This window comes from Streptomyces malaysiense, assembly GCF_000980885.2.
Taxonomy (GTDB): Bacteria; Actinomycetota; Actinomycetes; order Streptomycetales; family Streptomycetaceae; genus Streptomyces; species Streptomyces malaysiense.
Genome location: NZ_LBDA02000036.1, coordinates 87,703 through 108,679, shown reverse-complemented (window position 1 = coordinate 108,679; position 20,977 = coordinate 87,703). Strand labels below are relative to the sequence as shown.

The window sequence follows — 20,977 nt, the reverse complement described above, 5'->3', positions numbered from 1 at the left end:
TCGCGCGGGCGGAGGCTACAGCCGCGAGACCGCAGCCCGGACGCGTTCGTCCGTCGCCGTCAGCGCCACACGGACGAAGTTCCCGCCGGCCGGGCCGTAGAAGTCGCCGGGCGCGACCAGGATGCCCAGGTCGGCGAGGTGCGCGACGGTGGTCCAGCAGGGCTCGTCGCGGGTGGCCCAGAGGTAGAGGCTGGCCTCGCTGTGCTCGATGCGGAAGCCGTGGGACAGCAGGGCCGAGCGCAGCGCCTCGCGGCGGGCGGCGTAGCGGGCCCGCTGTTCGTGGACGTGCGCGTCGTCGCCCAGCGCGGCCACGACGGCGGCCTGGGTCGGCGCGGACGTCATCATGCCGCCGTGCTTGCGGATCTCCAGGAGCGGGCCCAGGACGGCCGGGTCGCCCGCGACGAAGGCGGCGCGGTAGCCCGCCAGGTTGGAACGCTTGGAGAGCGAGTGGACGGCCACGATGCCCTCGTGGGAGCCGCCGTTGACGTCCGGGTGCAGCACCGAGACCGGGTCGGCCTCCCAGCCCAGCTCCAGGTAGCACTCGTCGGAGACGACCAGGACGCCGTGGGCGCGGGCCCAGGCGACGATGCCGGCCAGCTCTTGCGCGCGGAGCACCTTGCCCGTCGGGTTGGACGGGGAGTTGAGCCAGAGCAGCTTCAGCCCGGCCGGGTCGAGGTCGCGCGGGTCGTCGTACGTCTCGTACTCCGCGCGGGCGAGCCGCGCGCCGACCTCGTACGTCGGGTACGCGAGGCGCGGGTAGGCCACCCGGTCGCCGGGGCCGAGGCCCAGCTGGGTCGGCAGCCAGGCCACCAGTTCCTTGGAGCCGACGACCGGCAGCACGTGCCGGTGGGTCACCTCGCGCGCGCCCAGGCGCCGCTCCAGCCACCCGCAGATCGCGTCCCGCAGCGCGGGCGTGCCCCAGACGGTCGGATAGCCCGGCGAGTCGGCCGCGTCGACCAGGGCCTTCTGGACGAGCTCGGGGACCGGGTCGACCGGGGTGCCGACGGAGAGGTCGACGATGCCGTCCGGATGGGCCGCGGCCGTCTTCTTGTACGGCTCCAGCTTGTCCCAGGGGAAGGTGGGAAGCCGGTCGGAGACTGCGGACACGATCAGTGGCTCACTTTCGTCTGGTGCGGCGAACGCCTCGGTCCCGTACGGCGGTGATCAGGGCGATCGGGGCCGTACGGGACCGAGGCGGCGCGTTCGCGGGCCGCGTGGGCGCTAAACGGTCACTCGCCCTGCGGCGGCAGCGCGGCGACGAAGGGGTGGTCGCGCTCGATCAGCCCCAGCTTGCTGGCGCCGCCGGGCGAGCCCAGCTCGTCGAAGAACTCGACGTTCGCCTTGTAGTAGTCCTTCCACTCCTCCGGAGTGTCGTCCTCGTAGAAGATCGCCTCGACCGGGCAGACCGGCTCACAGGCACCACAGTCGACGCATTCGTCCGGGTGGATGTACAAGGACCGCTGGCCCTCGTAGATGCAGTCGACCGGGCACTCCTCGATGCACGCCTTGTCCTTGACGTCGACACAAGGCTGCGCGATGACGTAGGTCACGCTGTCGTTCCTCCTCGATAGGGCGCTGGCGGGCCTCTCCAGGCTCCGCCGCCTGGCGCGCGGGAGCGCGGCGTCGTCGATGCCCGCCCCTAGTATCTCCGTTCCGGAGCATGATCCGAACAGGAGGGGTGAACTGACCGGTGGAAATCTCGGCACAAGGGCGCCTGGAAGTCCGAATCACCCCCGCTGACGTGGGAAAACGCGTCTCCGTACGGCGGTTGAGCGAACCCGGTGCGGCGCGGGAGAAGTTCACCGACACGGTGGGCGTTCTCACATCTTGGGATCATGGCGTGCTCATGATCACACAGCGGGGTGGTACGAGTGTCCGTTTTCCGGAAACCTCGCTCGTGGCGGGAAAGATCGTACCGGCCGCACCGGCGCGCCGCAGGGGTCCGGCGGCGGGCTACGAGGAGCTGGCGCGGGTCGCCTCGCGCGGCTGGCTCCCGGTGGAGAGCGAGCGGCTCGGCGAGTGGGAGCTGAGGGCCGCCGGAGGGTATACGCGGCGCGCCAACAGCGTGCTGCCGCTGGGTGATCCCGGGTGCCCGCTCGACACGGCCCTGACGGCCGTACGACGCTGGTACGGCGAGCGCGGGCTGCCCGCCTACGTGCAGACCGCGACGGGCGCCGAGGGCACGCAGGAGCTGCTCGGCGCCGAGCTGGAGCGGCGCGGCTGGGTGCGGGAGGTGAGTGCCGAGATGTGGATCGGCGCGCTGGCCCCGCTCGCGGACCGGCCCGAGGACGCGGACGTGGTCCTCACCCGCGACGCGGACGAGGCGTGGCTCGCACGGTACCGGCGCAAGGGGGTGAGCGAGACGGCCCTGCGGGTGCTCACGGGCGGGCCCTCGGTGTGGTTCGCCACCGTGCCGGGCGAACCAGGCGCGCCCCCGGCGGCGATCGGCCGGTGTGTCGTGGACGGGCGCTGGGCCGGTTTCGCCGCCGTCGAGGTGGACCCCGCCAGGCGGCGGCAGGGTCTCGCCACCGCGGTGATGGCCGCGCTCGCCCGCCGGGCGCTGACCGAGGGCGCCTCGGCCGGCTGGCTCCAGGTGGAGAGCGACAACGAGCCGGCGAGGGCGCTGTACGCCGCTCTGGGCTTCTCCCGGCACCACACCTACCACCACTTCCGGGAGCCGCGGGAACAGCCCGCCGACGGCCGGTCGTAGACAGTCGTGGACACCTTCCCGGAAGGGCGAGAACCCGCCATGCCCCACCCGTACCTGCCGCCCCCGTACCCGCCCCCGCCCGAGCGGTCCGCCGAGGTGCGGGCGCGGTTCGCCGAAGAGGCCCGGTCGGAGCGGCCGGACCTCGCGGCACTGTGCCTGCTGATCGGCGCGGAGACGGACGGCTCGCTGGACGAGGCCGGGACCGACGCCGCGCAGGCGGAACTGGACCGGCTCGCGGGCGAGCTGCCGTACCGGCCCGGCGGACCGCACGCCTGGGCCGAGGCGGTACGGCGGCTGCTCGGCGGGCGCTACGGGTTCCACGGCACGCCCGGCGACTACCAGCGGCTGGAGTCCTCGCTGCTGCACGAGGTGCTGCGGCGCCGGCGCGGCCTGCCGATCCTGCTGTCGGTGGTGTGGCTGGAGGTGGCCCGGCGGGCCGGCGCCCCGGTGCACGGGGTCGCGCTGCCGGGACACTTCGTGGTCGGTTTCGGCCCGGCCGGGGAGCAGGTGCTGGCCGACCCCTTCGAGGGCGGGCGGGTGCTCACCGGGCCGGACGCCGAGCTGCTCGTGGTCGGGGCGACCGGCGCCCCGCCCGCCCCCGGGATGCTGGAGCCCGCTCCCCCGCTGGAGGTCGTCCGGCGCATCCTGAACAACGTCCGCGCGTGGGCCGCGGCCCGTCCCGAGCGCTCGGACGTGGCGCTGCGCGCCGTGGAGCTGTCGCTGCTGATCCCGGCCCACCCGGCCCGGCTGCGCTACGAGCGCGGGCAACTGCTGGTGCAGCGCGGCCAGTTCACGGCCGGGGCGGACGAACTGGACGCGTACGCCGAGCTGATCGAGGTCGTGGACGAGCCGGCCGCCGAACAGGTGCGGCACCAGGCCCGCACCGCGCGCGCCAAGCTCAACTGACCTTCCCCGCGGGTGGCCTACAGCCAGCCCTTCTCCCGCGCGGTGCGCACCGCCTCCGCCCGGTTGCGGACGGCGAGCTTCTGGATGGCCGTGGAGAGGTAGTTGCGGACCGTGCCCTGGGACAGGTGCAGGGCCCTGGCCAGTTCGGCGTTGGTGGAGCCGTCGGCCGCGGCGCGCAGCACCTCGCGCTCGCGTTCGGTGAGCGGGTTCGCGCCCTCGGCGAGCGCGGCGGCGGCCAGCGTGGGGTCGATGACCCGCTCCCCGGCGAGCACCTTGCGCACGGCGGCGGCGAGTTGGGCCGCCGGTGCGTCCTTGACGAGGAAGGCGTCGGCGCCGGCCTCCATGGCGCCGCGCAGATAGCCGGGCCGCCCGAAGGTGGTCAGCACCACCAGCTTGACCCGGGGGAAGTCCCGGTGGACCTCGGCCGCGGCCTCGATGCCGGTGCGGCCCGGCATCTCGATGTCCAGCAGGGCCACGTCCACGTCGTGCGCCCCGACCGCGGCGAGCACCTCGTCCCCGCGGGCGACCTGGGCGACGACCTCGATGTCGTCCTCCAGTCCGAGCAGCGCGGCCAGCGCCTCGCGGACCATGGACTGGTCCTCGGCCAGCAGGACCCTGATCGTGCTCGTCATGCCCCGGATCCTACGTCCCCCGCGGGGCCCGCGGGCACGCGGGCGACCAGCCGGAAGCCATGCCTGGCCCGGCCCGCCTCCAGCGTCCCGCCGGCCTTCTCCAGGCGTTCGGTCAGCCCGGTCAGGCCGTTGCCGAAGCCGCCGTTGCCGGTGCCCGATCCGTTGTCCTCGACGGCGAGTTCGAGCATCGGCCCGTCCAGCGTCTGGCGGTGCGTGAGCCGTACGGCGCACCGGTCGGCGCCGCTGTGCCGCACCACGTTGGTGACCGCCTCGCGCAGCGCCCAGGCGAGCGCCGACTCGGCCTCCTCGGGCACCCCGGAGAGGTCGGGCTCGGGCGGCAGCTCGGCCGCCACGCCCGCGGCCGTGAGGGCCACCTGGGTGCCGGCCAGCTCGACGACGAGCCGGGGGCGCCGGTAGCCGGTGACGGCCTCCCGGACGTCCACCAGGGCCTGGCGGCTGACCTGTTCGATGTCGCCGACCTGCTGGGCGGCCCTGTCGGGGTGATCGGGCAGCATCCGCCCGGCCAGCTCGCTCTTGAGCGTGATCAGGGAGAGCGAGTGGCCCAGCAGGTCGTGCAGGTCGCGGGCGAGACGCAGCCGCTCCTCGTTGGCGGCGAGCTGGGCGACGGTGGCCCGTGCCTTGCGCAACTCGATCGTGGTGCGCACCAGTTGGCTCACGCCGACCATGGCGAACCCGATGAGCACGACCATCAGCATGTCGTTGTCGACCGAGTAGACGCCCCAGCGCAGTCCGACCAGGTACATCGCGACGGCGGAACCCGGGATCGCCCAGTACGCCAGGCGCAGCGGCAGGGTCGCCCCGCAGGCCACCGACAGGTAGACGAACAGCCCGCTCCACCGGGTGCCGAGGCCGTAGGTCAGGGCGGGCGCGAGCACGAGGAGGGTGCCGAGCAGCAGCGCCACGGCCCACGGCGAGAAGGGCCGCCCCATCTGCCGGAAGACCAGTGTCAGGTACGCGCCCACGAAGACGGTGAGGCCGACCGCGCCCGCCACGGTGCCGGCCGTGGTGTGCCGGCCGCCGGTCAGGTCCTGGATCGGGGAGCTGAGGAAGACCAGCCAGACGCAGATCCACAGCCCCTTCACCAGCAGCTCGCGCCGGCCCTGCACGCCCTGTCCGATCCGCACCTGCGTCTCCGGCCGCGCCCCGGCCGCCTTCGGGTCTTCCGTCATGGTGCTCACGCCTTCAGCGTGTCCTTCCGGTACAGCCAGGCCGCGCCGCCCGCGAAGAGGACGAAGTACACGGCGAGGAGGGCGATGTCCGTGGTGTGCGGGGCCTGGCTCTGCTCGACCGCCCGGCCCAGCGCCGCGTACGCGTGGGTGGGCAGCCACTTGGCGATGTCCTGGAGGAACTGCGGGAAGGTGGTCGAGGGCATCCACAGGCCGCCGAGGATCGACAGGCCGAAGTACACGATCATGGTGATGGGACGGACCGCGTCCCCGGAGGCGAGGTAGCCGATGGCCACGCCGAGCGCGGCGAAGACCAGGCTGCCGGCCCAGATGACCCCGGTGAGCGCGAGCCACTGCCAGGCGTCCAGCCGTACGTCCTTGATCACGGCGGCGGCCAGGAAGACCACCACGATGGACGGCAGGCTCACCACGGCGGCGCCGGCGGTCTTGGCGAGGACGTAGCCGCGTCCGGGCAGCGGGGTCAGCCGCAGCTGCCGTACCCAGCCGCTCTCCCGTTCCTTGGCGATGCGCTCGCTGTTGCCCATCAGTACGGCGGTCAGGGCGCCGAAGGAGGCCATGGAGACCATCATGTACGTCGCCAGGGTCAGCCCGGTGCCGTCGATCTTGGTGTCGTCGGCGTTGCCCGCGATGATCAGGAAGAGGACCGCCGGGTAGATCACCGAGAAGAACAGGAACTTCTTGTTCCGCAGGGCGCGGATCAGTTCGAGCTTGATGAGGGAGTTCATGACTGCTTGGCCTCCTCGGCCTCCGTGATGGCGACGAACGCCTGTTCCAGGCCGAGGCCGGCGACCTCGAGGTTGCGGGGGTAGACGCCGAGGCCGTACAGGGCGTGCACGGTGGCGTCGGCGTCGGAGGACTGGATGCGCACGGTCTGCCCGGACACGTCGATGCCGGTCAGGAAGGGCAGGGCGCGCAGGGCGGCGGCGTCGAAGGCGCCCTCCAGGTCGAAGGCGATCCGCCGGGCGCCCGCGCGGGCCTTGATCTCGGCGGCGGTGCCGTCGGCGAGGAGCCGGCCGCGGTGCAGCACCAGGACCCGGTCGGCGATGGCGTCGGCCTCTTCGAGGTAGTGCGTGGCGAACAGGACGGTGCGGCCCTGGTCGGCCTGCTCGCGCATGGTGGACCAGAAGGCCTGGCGGGCGGAGACGTCCATGCCGGTGGTCGGCTCGTCCAGGATGATCAGGTCGCTGTCACCCGCGGTGGCGAGGGCGAAGCGGACGCGCTGGGCCTGGCCGCCGGAGAGCTTGTTGACCTTGCGGTCGGCGATCTGCGCGATGCCGGCGCGGGCCATCACGTCGGTCGCCTTGTACGGCCGCGGGTGCAGGGAGCAGGACAGCCTGACCAGCTCGGCCACCGTGACGTCGTCCATCAGGCCGCCGCTCTGCAGCATGGCCCCGACCCGCCCGGCCACGATCGCCTCGCGCGGGCTGGTGCCGAACACGGACACCGTGCCGGCGTCGGGCTGCTTGAGGCCGAGGAGCAGGTCGAGCGTGGTGGACTTGCCCGCGCCGTTCGGGCCGAGCAGGGCCACGGTCTCCCCGGGGTGCAGCCGCAGCGAGAGCCCGTCGACGGCCCGCACCGTCCCGTACGTCTTGGTCACCTGGTCGAACCCGACCACCTCGGCGGTGGAGGTGGCCGGTACCGCTGTCGTCGTCATGCCGTCCATCGTGCCGGTAGGGGGAGGGTGCCAGGCAGTGTCGGAGGTCCTGGGAGACACATGACAGTTGTCATGTCAGGTGCCTGCCCGGACCCGTCGCCCGGTGCCGGCCGGCTCCGGCGGCCCGGCGCGAATCCGGTGGCACGGCGGCGCCGGTGCCGCCACCGCCGCGGTCGCCCTCACCGGTCTCGTGTCCGCCGCCCCGGCGCGGGCGGCCCCGTCGCGCCGGACCACGTCGTCGGGCGCCGTCTCCGTCCAGAGCGTCAGGGGCTGCCTGGCCCTGTACTGCGTCACGCGTCCCCGACCGCGTGAGACGGTGCGGGCCCGCCCCGTCCTGGGGCGGGCCCGCACGCGTCGGGCGTCCGGGCGGGAGGGGGTCAGTTCGGGTTCGTGGAGATGACCGCGACCCGGTTGGTCCTGCTCGTCAGCGCCTGGCGCAGGGCGCCGTAGACGTCCTGCGGCGTGACCGGCGTCTTCTGGCCGTTGCCGCGGGCGATGAGGACGCCGTCGAAGGTCTTGCCGTACAACTGCTTCAGAGCGGCCAGATCGGGCTTGTCGACCAGTTTGCCGTTGACAGCCGTCACACGGAGGAACTTCCACAGCGAGTTCTGCGGACTCATCGCGACCGCGTGCGCGGAGTCCGTCATCACGGTCACCTTGGCCGACATCGCCGGCTCCGCGAACTCCTTCATCTCGCGGTCGACCTCGGCGTCGGAGACCGTCGGCTGCCGCTTGACGGTGGGCACGGTGACCGTCGCGGCCTCGCCCGTCTCCACCTCGGTACGGAAGGCCTGTTCGATCGTCTGCGTCGAGCGGGCCGCGTCGATGGCCGTACCCGCCTTGCCGTGCACGGCCACGGCCTTGCCCGCCTCGAAGGTGATGCCGCCGTCGACCACCGCGCCCGAGCCGGAGCCGCCGCCCGCCTGCTGGAGCGCGGCCTGGAGCTTCTCCTCGTCCACCGGCATGACCGGCTCGACCACGCGCTGTTGCCCGAAGAGCGTGCCGACCACGGAGACCGGGTTGTAGTCGCTCTTGGCCGCCGCGCTCGCGGTGGCCTGGAAGTCGAACTGGAGACCGGCGTTGGCCGGGGTGAGCATGACCGTACGGCCGCCCACGGAGAGCTTCAGCGGCTTGGTGACCCGGGAGCCGAACACGTCGTCCAGCTTCTTGACCGCGTCGTCGCGGGTGCCGCCGCCGACGTCGACGCCGAGCACGGTGGTGCCCTTGGGGACATCGGTGTGGTTCATCAGCAGGCCGGCGCCGTAGACACCGCCCGCGAGCACGACCAGGCCGACGCAGAGCAGGACCAGCTTGCTGCGGCCCTTCTTCTTCGGCTTGGCCGCCTCCTTGGGCGCGGCCGCGGCCGGCTCGGGCTTCGGCGCCGCCGGAGCGGCCGGGCCCCCGGGGCCGCCGGGAGCACCGGTGCCGAACGGGGCGCCGTTCCCGGCCGGGACCACCGGGATACCGCTGGTGACGGTGTGTCCGGAGACGTTGTCGGGGGCCCGGTAGCCGGGCGTGCCCGGTTCGGGGGCCGGTTTCTGCGGGGTGAGGATCGCGGTGTCGTCGCTGAGCCCGCCACCGGGGCCGAGCCCGGCGCCCGGCACCCCGGCCGGCCCGTCGAGGTCGGCGATGCCCGTGAGCGCGCCGCGCTCGGCGCCCTGATGCCCGAAGGGGCCCTCGGCGCCCGGCCGCAGCGGGCTGTCGCCGGTGACCGGGCCGCCGGTCGGCCCGGCGGGCCCCCGCGAGCCGCCCCGGCCGCCCTGGCCGCCCTGCCCGCCCATGCCGTTCGCGCCGCCCGCTCCCGCGGTGCCGAACGGGTCCTGGCCGCCCGCGGTGCCGTTCTCCGTGAAGTACGGGAGGTCGTCGCGGCGCGGCTCGCCGCCGCTCGCGTCGGGGGAACGGGAGCCGCCGCCGAGCGGGCCCGCGGCCAGCGCCTCGGTGACGTCGAAGGAGCCGGTGCCGCCGCCGTGCCCGGGGGCCACCGGGCCGCCGGTGGCGCCGGGCAGGCCGGAGCCGTTCGTCTTGCCGGAGTTGCGGCCGGGCACACTCATGGAGCCGACCACGCCACCGGGGCGGGCGCCGGTGCCACCGGCCGTGTTCCCGGTTCCCTGGGCACCCGGGCGGGCGCCCGGCGCGCCGGCGGGGGCGCCGGAACCGCCGGGGTTCCCGGCCCCGTTGGCGCTCGCGCCGCCCTTGGCGGGCGCGCCCGCCTTGCGGGGCGCGAACCAGTCGCTGGTCTTCTCCTCGGCCGGGGCCGCGGGCGCCGCGGCGGCCTCGGGGGCGGGCGCCGGCGCGGCCGGGGCGCTCACCTCGGCGGCGGGAGCGTCGTCCCGCTCGCCGTCGGCGGACTCGCCGTCCGCGACGGGCTTGCGCACGACGACCGGCGGGATGGGCCGGGATCCGGGGATGTTGATCCGGATCCGGGTCGTCAGCGTGGTCTCGGTCTTGCGTTCCTCGGACCGCGCGCCCGAACGGCCCGCGTCCGCACCGTCGTCGGAAGCCATGGGGGTTCCGTACGGCGGGGTGCCGGACGGGTACGCGGCTCCGCCGCGCCCGTTGGGCCCGGAGGACGGAGTGTCAGTTTCACGACTCAAGGCAGGTTCTCCCAGTTGGCTCCGCCGCCCGACACTGACCTCACTGCTTCGGCGGTCCCCCCAACTCGAACGAGGTCGAGAGCGCGGGGGAGGCTCGGCGGCGCGCACCACCATACTGGCCGCTTCTGGCGTACATCCCCTGACCGCTGAGGAAACCCACACCCAACTCGCACGTGGGCCGCACCGGAAAGCGGTACGTCACTTCCCAAGTCGGGCGGAGCCGGGGCGCGGTTGCCGCACCGCGCCGAGGGTGGCACAGATCACAGCGAGGGCCATGCCGCCGAACAGGAAGAGATAGGAGCCGCCGCCCGCGCCGAAGAGGAAGTCGCCCTCGGGGCGGGAGGTGGTGAGCAGGATGACGGTGACGATCCAGCCCGCCGCCGGGGCCATCGCGCCACCCCGGGACCGGGTGGCGTAGGCACCGCCGAGGAACGCCCCGACGGCGCCCGCGAGGGCGAGCAGCAGCCCGCCGGGGAACCAGGCGGCCTGTACCAGGGCGCCGGCGATCGCGATGAGCGCACCGAGCAGGAAGAGTCCGATGTGGGCGAGGGCCCGGCCGGGGGTCGGCGGGCGCAGCGGCTGGGCGAGCAGCGGGCCCGGGGTGCCGGTGCCTCCCTGGGCGCCGCTCACGGCGTCTCCCCGACGGCGATCCCGGCGAACAGGTCGGTCTCGCCGGGGACGGCGGTGCCGCGCACCAACTCGTAGTACTCGGTGGTGAACAGCGGCTGGGCCAGCTCGTTCGAGAGCGCGAACCAGGGCTCGGCGACCTCGACCTGGGTGGCGTGGGCGCGCATCGCGGCGGCCTTGGCGGCGGCGTGGGCGGTACCGTCGACGGCGGTGGTGACCCGCGCGTCGTCCACCACGCCGGGCACGTCGTCCAGGGCCGCGCTCTTCTCGAAGGGCAGGGACGGCAGCTCGTCCTGGAGCCGGGCGAAGGCGTCCTCGGCGACGGAGCGCGGGGTGCGGATCCAGTAGATCTTGTCGATCGTGTGCCCGCGCCCGGCAGCGAGATCGGCGGCGCGCATGGCGACGCGGTGGGCCTGGATGTGGTCCGGGTGCCCGTAGCCGCCGTTGTCGTCGTAGGTGACGAGCACCTGGGGGCGGATCTCCAGGATCACCTCGACGAGGTGTCCCGCGGCCTCGTCCACATCGGCCTGCCAGAAGCAGCCGGGGTCCTCGTTGTCGGCGATGCCCATCATCCCGGAGTCGCCGTAGCGGCCGACGCCGCCGAGCAGCCGGGCGTCGGTGACACCCAGCTCGCCGAGGGCGGCGTCCAGCTCGCCGCGCCGGTACGCGCCGAGCGCGGCGCCGGTCAGATGCCGCAGCTCGGGCGGGATGGACTCGCCCCGCTCCCCCAGGGTGCAGGTGACCAGGGTCACATGGGCACCCTCGGCCACGTACTTGGCCATGGTGGCGCCGTTGTTGATCGACTCGTCGTCCGGGTGCGCGTGCACCAGCAACAGCCGCCGGGCGGCGCGCGGGCCGGAGGAGGACAGTTCCGTCATGCCACCACCCTACGCAGGCCCGGGGCCGGCCGCCCGGCCGTCAGAACTTGATGCTGCCGATCATGCTCGCCACGTTCGTCGTCAGCTGGCTGATCGTGGGCGCGATGGTCGAGGAGGCGAGGTAGAAGCCGAGCAGCATGCAGACGACCGCGTGGCCGCCCTTCAGTCCCGACTTCTTCATCAGCAGGAAGACGATGATCGCCAGCAGCACCACCGCCGAAATCGAGAGTGCCACGGCGGCTCACCTCCAAAGATCCCAGGGACACGGCTGTTCGGAAAGATCGGTAGAGCAAGTCCATGCGGACACCGGCAGGTTCATACCCACGCAGCGGTAGTGATCATAACTATCCGTGCTCGCGCATCGCTCGGCGCACGGCCGCACAAGGGGGCGCATGGCCAATATGGTCGGGGTATGACGACCGAGTCCGACTCCTTCCCCCGCAGACACGCCAGGACCCAGCGCTTCACCCTCGGCGCGCCGCGCGGGTTCACCGTGGCGCCCGACGGCGCACGTGTCGCATTCCTCCGTTCGAGCTCCGGAACCGACCGGGCCAACTCCCTCTGGGTGCTGGACCTTCCGGACGGCGCCGAACGCCTCGCCGCCGACCCGGGCGCCCTGCTGGGCGGCGCCCGTGAACAGCTCTCGCCCGAGGAACGGGCCCGCCGGGAGCGCAGCAGGGAGGGCGGGGCCGGCATCGTCGGCTACGCCACCGACGCCGCCGTGGAGTTGGCGTCTTTCACCTTGTCAGGGCGGCTTTTCACGGCGAGCCTGACGACCGGGGAGACCCGCGAACTCGCCGTGCCGGGCCCGGTGATCGACCCGCGCCCGGCCCCCGACGGCCGGCACATCGCGTACGTCTCGCAGGGTGCCCTGCGGGTGGTGGGCGCAGGCGGCGAGGGCGACCGCGCGCTCGCCGAACCGGAGACGGAACAGGTCACCTACGGGCTGGCGGAGTTCATCGCGGCCGAGGAGATGAGCCGTACCCGCGGATTCTGGTGGGCGCCGGGCGCCGACCGGTTGCTGGTGGCCCGCGCGGACGACACGCCGGTGACCAGGTGGTGGATCTCCGATCCGGCCCACCCCGACCGCGAGCCGAACAGTGTCGCGTACCCTGCGGCGGGCACCCCTAACGCGGACGTGCGGCTGTTCGTCCTGGGCCTCGACGGGGAGCGCACGGAGGTGCTCTGGGACCGCGACCGCTACCCGTACCTGGCCCGAGTGCACTGGTCAGAGGCGGGTGCGCCACTGGTCCTCGTGCAGTCCCGGGACCAGCGCGGCCTGCTGTACCTGGCCGTGGACCCGGACACCGGGGCGACCCGGATGGTGCACGCCGACGAGGACCCAATTTGGCTGGAACTGTTCGCCGGGGCGCCGTGCTGGAGCCCTTCCGGGCAGTTGGTCCGGATCGCGGACGAGGGTGGCGCCCGAGTCCTCGCCGTGGGCGAACGTCCGCTGACCAGCGGCCAGTTGCACATCCGTGCGGTTCTGGACGTGGGTGCGGACGACACGCTGGTCTCGGCCTCCACGGGAGCCGACGCGGAGGCGTCCGAGGTCGGCGAGATCCATGTGTACCGGGTGAGCGAACTGGGCGTGGAGCGCGTGTCCCGGGAACCCGGCGTGCACTCGGCGGTGCGCGCCGGGGGCGTGACGGTGCTGGTGTCCGCAACTCCGGACACTCCGGGCACACGTGCACAGGTGCTGACTGACGGGAAACCGACGGCGACTGTCCGCTCGTACGCCGAAGACCCCGGTTTGTCCCCCCGGGTCACGCTCACCGAGGGGGGCGCACGCCGAATTCCGTGCGCCGTGCTTATGCCACGGGACTACCACGGTGACACTCCCCTGCCGGTTCTGCTGGACCCCTACGGTGGTCCGCACGGTCAGCGGGTGGTCGCCGCGCACAACGCCCACCTCACCTCCCAGTGGTTCGCCGACCAGGGCTTCGCCGTGGTGGTCGCCGACGGCCGGGGCACCCCGGGCCGCTCGCCCGCCTGGGAGAAGGAGATCAAGGACGACCTCGCCGAGATCGTCCTCCAGGACCAGGTCGACGCGCTCCGGTCGCTCGCCGAGCGGTTCCCGCTGGACCTGGGCCGGGTGGCGATCAGGGGCTGGTCCTTCGGCGGCTACCTGTCCGCCCTCGCGGTGCTGCGCCGCCCGGACGTCTTCCACGCGGCCGTGGTCGGCGCCCCCGTCACCGATCTGCGGCTCTACGACACCCACTACCAGGAGCGTTACCTGGGCGACCCGAACGAGCGGCCGGACGTCTACCGCCGCAACTCGCTGATCGACGACGCCGGTCTGGTCGACGCGGCCGAGCCGCACCGCCCGATGATGGTCATCCACGGCCTGGCGGACGACAACGTGGTGGTCGCGCACTCGCTGCGGCTGTCCTCGGCGCTGCTGGCCGCGGGCCGCCCGCACGAGGTGCTGCCGCTGTCCGGGGTGACCCACATGACCCCGCAGGAGACGGTCGCGGAGAACCTCCTCAACCTCCAGCTGGACTTCCTGCGGCGGTCCCTGGGGTGAGGCGGACGGCATCCGTCAACCGCGTTAACAGCCGGGCAACTTGACGGAAGCGGTACCGATATACGGACACGGCAGGCTGCACGGTGTACGGCCGTGCGGGTGCCGTGGACGGGCCGGGGTGCACCATGTCACCCCGGCCCGTCGCCGTTCGCCCGGCTGGACTCCGGCGGCACCACCCGCCCCTCCTGCGCGAAGTGGCACGCCGAGTCGTGGGCGGCCGGCCCGGCCGGCCGTTCCAGGAAGACGGCCGGCACCGCGAGCGCCGGCACCTCCACCGCGCACCGCTCCCGCGCCTTCCAGCACCGGGTGCGGAAGCGGCACCCGGAGGGGATGTCCGCGGGGGAGGGCACGTCCCCGCTGAGGATGATCCGCTCGCGGTCCTCCCGCGCCTCGGGGTCCGGGACCGGCACGGCGGACAGCAGCGCCTGGGTGTAGGGGTGCGTCGGATGCTCGTAGATCTCCGCGTCCCGGCCGATCTCCACGATCCGGCCGAGGTACATGACCCCGACCCGGTCCGAGATGTGCCGCACGATCGACAGGTCGTGCGCGATGAACACGTAGGAGAGCTCGAACTCCGCCTGGAGCCGGTCCAGCAGGTTGATCACCTGTGCCTGCACCGACACGTCGAGCGCCGAGACGGGCTCGTCGGCGACGATCACCTCCGGGCGCAGCGCGAGCCCCCGCGCGATGCCGATGCGCTGGCGCTGGCCGCCGGAGAACTGGTGCGGATAGCGGTTGACGAAGTCCGGGTCGAGCCCCACCACGTCCAGCAGTTCCCGCACCCGGCGGCGCCGGTCGCCCTTGGGGGCCGCCTCGGGGTGGATCTCGAACGGCTCCCCCACGATGTCCCCCACGGTCATCCGGGGGTTGAGGGAGGTGTAGGGGTCCTGGAAGACCATCTGGATGTTGCGGCGCACCGCCTTCAGGGCGCGCCCGGACAGCCGGGTGATGTCCTCGCCCTTGAACCGGATGGACCCGGCGGTCGGCCGCTCCAGGCTGCACAGCAGCTTGGCGACCGTCGACTTGCCGCAGCCCGACTCGCCGACGATGCCCAGGGTCTCGCCCCGGCCGAGGGTGAAGTCGACGCCGTCGACCGCCCGGACCGCGCCGATCTGCTTCTTGAACAGGACGCCCCGGGTCAGCGGGTAGTGCTTGACGAGCCCGCTGACCTCCAGGACCGGTTCACCGCCCGTCGCCATCCAGGCACTCCCTCCAGAAGTGGCAGGCGCTGCCGCGGACCTCGGACACCTCGTACAGCGGGGGCACCTCGGCGCGGCAGACGCCCCGGGCCATCGGACAGCGCGGATGGAAGGAGCAGCCCGGGGGCACCCGCGTCAGGTTCGGCGGCAGGCCCTTGATGGCGTACAGCTCCTGTCCCTTGAGGTCCAGGCGCGGGATGGAGTCGAGCAGGCCCCGGGTGTAGGGGTGGGCGGGCGCCTTGTAGATGTCGTGCACCGGCGCCGACTCGACGATCCGCCCGGCGTACATCACGGCGATCCGGTCGGCCACGTCCGCCACCACCCCGAGGTCGTGGGTGATGAGGACGAGCCCCATGCGGTACTCGCGCTGCAACTCGGCGAGCAGGTCCATGACCTGCGCCTGCACGGTGACGTCCAGGGCGGTGGTGGGCTCGTCGGCGATGACCAGGGCCGGCTCCAGGGCCAGCGCCATGGCGATCATGATCCGCTGGCGCATCCCGCCGGAGAACTGGTGGGGGTAGTCGCGCACCCGCTGCGCGGCCCCCGGGATGCGCACCCGGTCCATCAGCTCGACGGCCCTGGCCCGCGCGGCCTTGCGCGACATCCCCCGGTGCACCACGAACAGCTCGCCGAGCTGATCGCCCACGGAGAGCACCGGGTTGAGTGCCGACAGCGCGTCCTGGAAGATCATCGCCATCCGGGCGCCCCGCAGCTCGCGCCGTTCCTCCTCCTTCATCCGCAGCAGATCACGGCCCCCGAAGAGGATCTCGCCGCCGGTGATCCGGCCCGGCGGCGTGTCGAGAATGCCCATCACGGCCTGCGCGGTCACCGACTTGCCCGACCCGGACTCGCCGAGCACGGCCAGCGTCTCCCCCTCGCCGACGGCGTACGACACCCCGTTGACGGCACGGGCGATCCCGTCCCGGGTCCTGAACTCCACGTGCAGATCACGGACTTCGAGCAGCAAGGCGCCGTCACCTCAGCTTGGGGTCGAGGGCGTCGCGCACCGCGTCGCCGAGCATGATGAAGGCCAGGACGGTGACCGCGAGGGCGCCGGAGGGCCACAGCAGGGCGTGCGGGGCGTTGCGGACGTAGGGGGAGGCGGCGGAGATGTCGATGCCCCAGGAGACGCTGGGCGGCTTGAGGCCCACCCCCAGGTAGGACAGGGTCGCCTCCAGGGAGATGTAGGTGCCGAGCGCGATGGTCGCCACCACGATCACCGGGGCGACGGCGTTCGGCGCGATGTGGCGCAGCAGGATGCGGGAGTCGGAGGCGCCGAGGGCGCGGGCCGCCTGGACGTAGTCGTGCTGGCGGGCGCCGATGACCGAACCGCGCGCGATGCGGGAGATCTGCGGCCAGCCGAGCAGCACCATGAAGCCGATCACCGGCCAGACCGTGTTGCTGGTGACCACGGACAGCAGCACGAGGCCGCCGAGGACGACGGGGATGGCGAAGAAGATGTCGGTGGTGCGGGACAGCAGCGCGTCCGGCCATCCGCCGAAATAGCCCGCCAGACCGCCCAGGACGGACCCGAGGACGCCGACCCCCAGGGTGGCCAGGACGCCGACCGTGACGGACGTACGGGCCCCGTAGACGGTGCGTGTGTAGACGTTGCAGCCCTGCCCGTCGTACCCGAAGGGCGCGCCGGGCCCCGGGCCGTCCTGGGACTTGGCGAGGTCGCAGCTCAGCGGGGAGCCGGGGGCGATCGCCGAGGGCCACAGCGAGATGAACACCAGGAAGAGGATGACCAGGGCGGACAGCAGGAAGACGGGGTTGCGGCGCAGGTCCCGCCACGCGTCCGACCCCAGCGAGCGGGGCCGGCCTGCGGGCCCGCCGCCGCTCGGTGCGCCGGGGCCCCTCTCCAGGGTGGTGGCCTCGCTCGCGCCGAGGTCCATGGCGCCGCCCATGCCGGTCCCGGCGATGGCGCCCTCGGGCTCGTACGGCTGTTCAGGCATAGCGGATCCTCGGGTCGAGTACGGCGTACAGGAGGTCGACGAGGAGGTTGGCGAGCAGGAAGACCAGCACCAGGACGGTCACGAAGCCGACGACCGTCTGGGTGTTCTGTCGCAGGATGCCCTGGTAGAGCTGGTAGCCGACGCCGTGGATGTTGAAGATCCGCTCGGTGACGATCGCGCCGCCCATCAGCGCCCCGATGTCGGTGCCGATGAAGGTGACGACGGGGATCAGCGAGTTGCGCAGCAGATGCCGGGTGATGACGCGGCGCCGGGGCAGGCCCTTGGCGGTCGCGGTGCGCACGTAGTCGGCGCGCTTGTTCTCCGCGATGGTGGTGCGGGTGAGCCGGGTGACGTAGGCGAGGGAGACGGAGGCGAGGACGAGTCCCGGCACGATCAGCTCGCCGAAGCCGGCGGCCGGTGAGACGGACGGTCTGATCCAGCCCCAGGAGACGCCGAGCAGCAGTTGCAGCAGCAGGCCGGTGACGAAGGTGGGCACGGAGATGACCACCAGGGTGGCCAGCAGCACGCCCGTGTCGACGGGGTGGCCGCGCCGCAGGCCGGTGACGACGCCGAGCGCGATGCCGACGACGATCTCGAAGAGGATGGCCACGACGGTGAGCCGGACGGTGACCGGGAAGGCGGCCGCCATCAGTTCCGTGACGGGCTGCCCGTTGAACGCCGTACCGAAGTTGCCGGTGAAGACGTTCCCCATATAGGTGACGTACTGGCGCCACAGCGGCTGGTCGAGGCCGAACTCCCGCTTGAGCTGGGCGGCGGTCGCCGGGTCGCAGGCGCGCTCGCCGCACAGGCCCGCGATCGGGTCGCCCATCACGTTCACCATGAGGAAGATCAGCAGGGTGGCCCCGATGAAGACGGGGACCATCTGGAGCAGTCGCCTCGCCACGTAGCGGCCCATGCGGCTCAGCCGACCTTGATCTCGTTGTAGACCGGGACGCTGAACGGGTTGAGCGCCACGTGGGAGAGCCGGGCGGTGTAGCCGGCGCTGCCGTTCTGGTACCAGAGCGGGATGGCCGCCATGTTGTCGCGGACGACCTTCTCGGCCTCCTGGAAGAGCCGCACGGAGGCCGCCCGGTCGGTCTCGGCGTTGGCCTGGTCCACGAGCCGGTCGAACCGCTTGTTCGACCACTTGCCGTCGTTGGAGGAGGCGTCCGTGTAGTACAGCGGCTGGAGGAAGTTCTGGATCAGGGGGTAGTCCATCTGCCAGCCGGCCCGGAAGGGTCCGCTCATCCTGTGCTGCCCGATCTGGTTGCGGAAGTCGGCGAAGGTGCCGACCGGGTTGCCGACGCACGCCTTGTCGTTGCCGAGGGCGTTGTTGATGGAGTTGCACACGGCGTCCACCCACTGCTTGTGGGAGCCGGTGTCCGCGTTGTAGGTGATCTTCAGCCGGCCCCCGGGGATGCCGCCGCCCTCCCGGATGAGCCTGCGGGCGCCCGCCGGGTCGTAGTCGCAGGCGTGTCCGCACAGCCCGGCCTGGAAGCCGCCCGCCGTGCCGAGCACCGGGGAGGTCCAGTCGGTGGCCGGGGTGCGGGTGCGGCGGAAGATGGTCTCGGTGATCTGCGCCCGGTCGATCGCCATGGACAGCCCGGTGCGGACCTTGCGCGCCCCCTCCGTGTTCCACTTCGGGTCGTAGTAGGGGAAGGCGAGGGTCTGGAGGATGCCGGCCGGGGTGTTGATGTAGCGGCCGTCCAGGTCGGTGCGGACGTTCTTGAGCTGGGTGGCCGGCACGTCGTCGACGAGGTCCAGGTTGCCGGCCAGCACATCGGTGTACGCGGTGTTGCTGTCCGTGTAGACGAGCAGGGTCACGCCCTCGTTGCGGGCCGGGTCGGGGCCCGGGTAGCCGTTCCACTTCTTCAGGGTCATCGCGGAGCCCTTGCTGTACGACGCGATCTGGTACGGCCCGTTGCCGATCGGCTTGCGCAGCCAGCCGGCGTGGTCGGTGAAGAAGGCGCGCGGCAGGGGCGCGTAGGCGGCGTACCCGAGGGTGTCGGGGAAGCCGGCGAACTTCTGGTCCAGGCGGACGGTGAAGGTCCGCGGCCCGGTCACCCGGAGCCCGGACAGGGTGTCGGCGCTCTGCCGGCCGCTGCCGGGGTGGACCTTGTCGTAGCCGTCGATGTAGCCGAAGAAGTACGCGTTCCTCTGGTTGTTCCGCAGGCTCGCGCCGTAGTTCCAGGCGTCCACGAAGGACCGGGCGGTGACCGGCTCCCCGTTGCTGAAGCGCCAGCCGTCCTTGACGGTGACGGTGAAGGTGCGCGAGTCCGGGGTGCTGATGCGCTCGGCGAGCATGTTCACGGCCCGGCCGGTGCGGGGGTCGTACTTCTTCAGGCCCCGGAAGATCATGTCCAGCACCTTGCCGCCCTGGACCTCGTTGGTGTCGGCCGGCTCCAGCGGGTTCTGCGGATCACCCCAGGACGAGGTGAGCACTCCCGCCCCTCCGAAGCCGCCGCCACCACCGCATCCGGCCATCATCAGCGCGGCGCCGATCGCACAGGCGGCCCGTCCGGCGCGCGTCGGTCCCCGCATGGGCGCCTCCCTCGTCGTGATCACCGGATTCATTACCGGTCAATATCGGCTCATACGACACATACCGCATGCTCATTACCGGATTGAGGGACCTTTAGAGGGACACGTCGGCCGAATGCAGGCAGCCCGCGCGGGGTGCCGGTTGATCTTGTGCGGCACACGCAACGGATCTCCGCGTAACGTTGCCGAAACGTTGGATTCGAAGCGGTCGATGTACGTATTTCGACACTCGAGCGTCCGCATAACGAACTTCTTGCCCGATTAGTCCAATTAGTCCAATGTGAAGCACGGATTGATTACATCGCGCTACCCGCGTAGCTACAGTTCCACCAAGCAGGAGCAAAGAAGGTAAAGACAAGCCCAAGTCGGCCGAGAATTTATTGACCTTGAATGAATTGCGTTGAAAAAGTCCGGCGTAGCCCGTAGGGGAGCGCCCTGCGGAGTCATCAGACCCTCCCTTGGGCCAGGAGCACCATGACCTCCCCAACTCCATCCGCGGCCACCCCGCTTGAGGTGACCGACGAGACCGTCACGAAGTCGACCACTTCGAACGGTCCGAAGGGCAGTGAGAGCCGTTCCCCGGGCCGGCTCGCTTGGAAGCGTTTCAAGCGCGACAAGACGGGCGTCATATCCGCCTATGTCGTGATCTTCTTCTTCGTGATCGCGATAGCGGCGCCGTTGATCGCCAAGCTCTACGGCAAGAACCCGTACACGACGTACGCCAGCCAGGACCCGAGCCTGCTGGACGCGTTCTCGTACCCGTCCGGCCCGAACGGCGGCATGAGCTCGCAGTTCTGGTTCGGCGTCGAGCCGCAGCTCGGCCGGGACGTCTTCACGTTCCTGCTGTACGGCATCCGGACGTCGCTGGGCATCGCCGTGGCCGCCACGATCCTCACCGTGGTCGTCGGCGTCGTGGTCGGCATCACCGCCGGCTACCTGGGCGGGAAGACCGACTACATCGTCAGCCGGGTCATCGACATCCTGCTGTCGTTCCCGTCCACCCTGTTCTTCATCGCGTTCATGCCGGTCGTCTACGGCATCTTCGTCGCCCCCGACGACAACATCCCGACATGGCTGCGCGCCCTCGCCCTCATCGTGGTGCTGACCGCGTTCGGCTGGGCCACCATCGCGCGTCTGCTGCGCGGCCAGGTCCTCGGTCTGCGTGAACGCGAGTTCGTGGAGGCGGCGAAGGTCACGGGCGCGTCTCCGATGCGCATCGTGTTCAAGGAACTGCTGCCCAACCTGTGGACACCGATCATCATCCAGGGCACGCTGCTGCTCCCGACGCTCGTGACCGCGGAGGCGGGCCTGTCCTTCCTCGGCGTCGGCATCATCGACCCGACCCCGGACTGGGGCGTGATGATCGCCCGAGGAGCCGCGTTCTACTCGCAGGACCTCACGTTCATGCTCTTCCCGGGCATCTCGATGGTGCTCTTCGTGGTCGCCTTCAACCTGCTCGGCGACTCCGTGCGCGACGCGCTCGACCCCAAGTCCAAGCGGTAGCACTTCCTTCCACCCGGCCCGGCTCGATGGCGTCCGGCTGGTT

19 protein-coding genes are annotated in these 20,977 nt (G+C 72.0%); 4 read left to right on the top strand and 15 right to left on the bottom strand.

The window, feature by feature from the left end:
- Positions 1-15 precede the first annotated feature (15 nt).
- Both VT52_RS16740 and fdxA read right to left on the bottom strand, forming a co-directional pair.
- Positions 16-1,107 (bottom strand): bifunctional succinyldiaminopimelate transaminase/glutamate-prephenate aminotransferase, encoded by a 1,092-nt coding sequence (locus tag VT52_RS16740; RefSeq protein WP_046428553.1) that lies wholly within the window; start codon positions 1,105-1,107, stop codon positions 16-18.
- A gap of 122 nt (positions 1,108-1,229) precedes the next feature.
- Positions 1,230-1,550 carry a ferredoxin gene (gene fdxA, locus VT52_RS16735; RefSeq protein ID WP_030746389.1) on the bottom strand — a complete coding sequence of 107 codons (321 nt, stop codon included), beginning with the start codon at positions 1,548-1,550 and terminating at the stop codon, positions 1,230-1,232.
- A 140-nt stretch (positions 1,551-1,690) separates the two neighbouring features.
- Here fdxA and VT52_RS16730 point away from each other — a divergent pair, with 140 nt between their 5' ends.
- Together VT52_RS16730 and VT52_RS16725 are read left to right on the top strand one after the other, a co-directional pair.
- Entirely contained in the window at positions 1,691-2,710 is a 1,020-nt protein-coding gene (locus tag VT52_RS16730; RefSeq protein WP_079175079.1) for a GNAT family N-acetyltransferase, read from the top strand.
- A 39-nt stretch (positions 2,711-2,749) separates the two neighbouring features.
- Positions 2,750-3,616 carry a SirB1 family protein gene (locus VT52_RS16725; protein ID WP_046428558.1) on the top strand — a complete coding sequence of 289 codons (867 nt, stop codon included), beginning with the start codon at positions 2,750-2,752 and terminating at the stop codon, positions 3,614-3,616.
- Between the two features lie 17 nt (positions 3,617-3,633).
- Here the strand turns inward: VT52_RS16725 and VT52_RS16720 are convergent, their stop codons facing one another.
- From VT52_RS16720 to VT52_RS16680, 8 genes are all read right to left on the bottom strand, one after another.
- The gene (locus VT52_RS16720) at positions 3,634-4,248 is read right to left on the bottom strand and encodes a response regulator transcription factor (protein WP_046428561.1); all 615 of its coding nucleotides are present in this window, start codon (positions 4,246-4,248) and stop codon (positions 3,634-3,636) included.
- Positions 4,245-5,438, bottom strand: coding sequence for a sensor histidine kinase (locus VT52_RS16715; protein WP_046428575.1), 1,194 nt, complete (start codon positions 5,436-5,438; stop codon positions 4,245-4,247). Before VT52_RS16715 ends, VT52_RS16720 begins: the two co-directional genes overlap by 4 nt.
- A gap of 5 nt (positions 5,439-5,443) precedes the next feature.
- The gene (locus VT52_RS16710; RefSeq protein ID WP_046428564.1) at positions 5,444-6,181 is read right to left on the bottom strand and encodes an ABC transporter permease; all 738 of its coding nucleotides are present in this window, start codon (positions 6,179-6,181) and stop codon (positions 5,444-5,446) included.
- Complete coding sequence (locus tag VT52_RS16705; RefSeq protein WP_206306535.1) at positions 6,178-7,110, bottom strand: ABC transporter ATP-binding protein; 933 nt, start codon at positions 7,108-7,110, stop codon at positions 6,178-6,180. The genes VT52_RS16710 and VT52_RS16705 overlap by 4 nt, the downstream gene beginning before the upstream one ends.
- Before the next feature lie 377 nt (positions 7,111-7,487).
- Positions 7,488-9,704, bottom strand: a complete 2,217-nt coding sequence (locus VT52_RS16695) for a TrbL/VirB6 family protein (protein ID WP_071387458.1) — start codon at positions 9,702-9,704, stop codon at positions 7,488-7,490.
- A gap of 198 nt (positions 9,705-9,902) precedes the next feature.
- Positions 9,903-10,334: a DUF6113 family protein gene (locus tag VT52_RS16690; protein ID WP_046425994.1), complete on the bottom strand. Its 432-nt coding sequence runs from the start codon at positions 10,332-10,334 to the stop codon at positions 9,903-9,905.
- Complete coding sequence (gene mshB, locus VT52_RS16685; RefSeq protein ID WP_046425993.1) at positions 10,331-11,209, bottom strand: N-acetyl-1-D-myo-inositol-2-amino-2-deoxy-alpha-D-glucopyranoside deacetylase; 879 nt, start codon at positions 11,207-11,209, stop codon at positions 10,331-10,333. Before mshB ends, VT52_RS16690 begins: the two co-directional genes overlap by 4 nt.
- A 40-nt stretch (positions 11,210-11,249) precedes the next feature.
- Positions 11,250-11,444: a hypothetical protein gene (locus VT52_RS16680; protein ID WP_037659963.1), complete on the bottom strand. Its 195-nt coding sequence runs from the start codon at positions 11,442-11,444 to the stop codon at positions 11,250-11,252.
- Positions 11,445-11,621: 177 nt separating this feature from the next.
- Between VT52_RS16680 and VT52_RS16675 the strand changes: the two genes are divergently transcribed.
- A complete protein-coding gene (locus tag VT52_RS16675) occupies positions 11,622-13,736 on the top strand; it encodes a S9 family peptidase (RefSeq protein ID WP_046425992.1) in 2,115 nt (704 codons plus the stop codon).
- Positions 13,737-13,864: 128 nt separating this feature from the next.
- On the opposite strand, the gene VT52_RS16670 is transcribed toward VT52_RS16675, so the two are convergent.
- From VT52_RS16670 to VT52_RS16650, 5 genes are read right to left on the bottom strand one after another with little or no spacing between them, the layout of a single operon-like run.
- Complete coding sequence (locus VT52_RS16670; protein ID WP_046425991.1) at positions 13,865-14,935, bottom strand: ABC transporter ATP-binding protein; 1,071 nt, start codon at positions 14,933-14,935, stop codon at positions 13,865-13,867.
- On the bottom strand, positions 14,919-15,902 hold the full coding sequence (locus VT52_RS16665) for an ABC transporter ATP-binding protein (protein WP_046425989.1): 984 nt from the start codon (positions 15,900-15,902) through the stop codon (positions 14,919-14,921). Before VT52_RS16665 ends, VT52_RS16670 begins: the two co-directional genes overlap by 17 nt.
- 7 nt (positions 15,903-15,909) lie before the next feature.
- Positions 15,910-16,890, bottom strand: coding sequence for an ABC transporter permease (locus tag VT52_RS16660; RefSeq protein WP_046425987.1), 981 nt, complete (start codon positions 16,888-16,890; stop codon positions 15,910-15,912).
- Complete coding sequence (locus tag VT52_RS16655; RefSeq protein WP_046425985.1) at positions 16,883-17,806, bottom strand: ABC transporter permease; 924 nt, start codon at positions 17,804-17,806, stop codon at positions 16,883-16,885. The genes VT52_RS16660 and VT52_RS16655 overlap by 8 nt, the downstream gene beginning before the upstream one ends.
- A gap of 5 nt (positions 17,807-17,811) precedes the next feature.
- Positions 17,812-19,431, bottom strand: coding sequence for a peptide ABC transporter substrate-binding protein (locus tag VT52_RS16650; RefSeq protein ID WP_046425982.1), 1,620 nt, complete (start codon positions 19,429-19,431; stop codon positions 17,812-17,814).
- 474 nt (positions 19,432-19,905) lie between these two features.
- Here VT52_RS16650 and VT52_RS16645 point away from each other — a divergent pair, with 474 nt between their 5' ends.
- The gene (locus VT52_RS16645; protein WP_206306534.1) at positions 19,906-20,934 is read left to right on the top strand and encodes an ABC transporter permease; all 1,029 of its coding nucleotides are present in this window, start codon (positions 19,906-19,908) and stop codon (positions 20,932-20,934) included.
- Positions 20,935-20,977 lie beyond the last annotated feature (43 nt).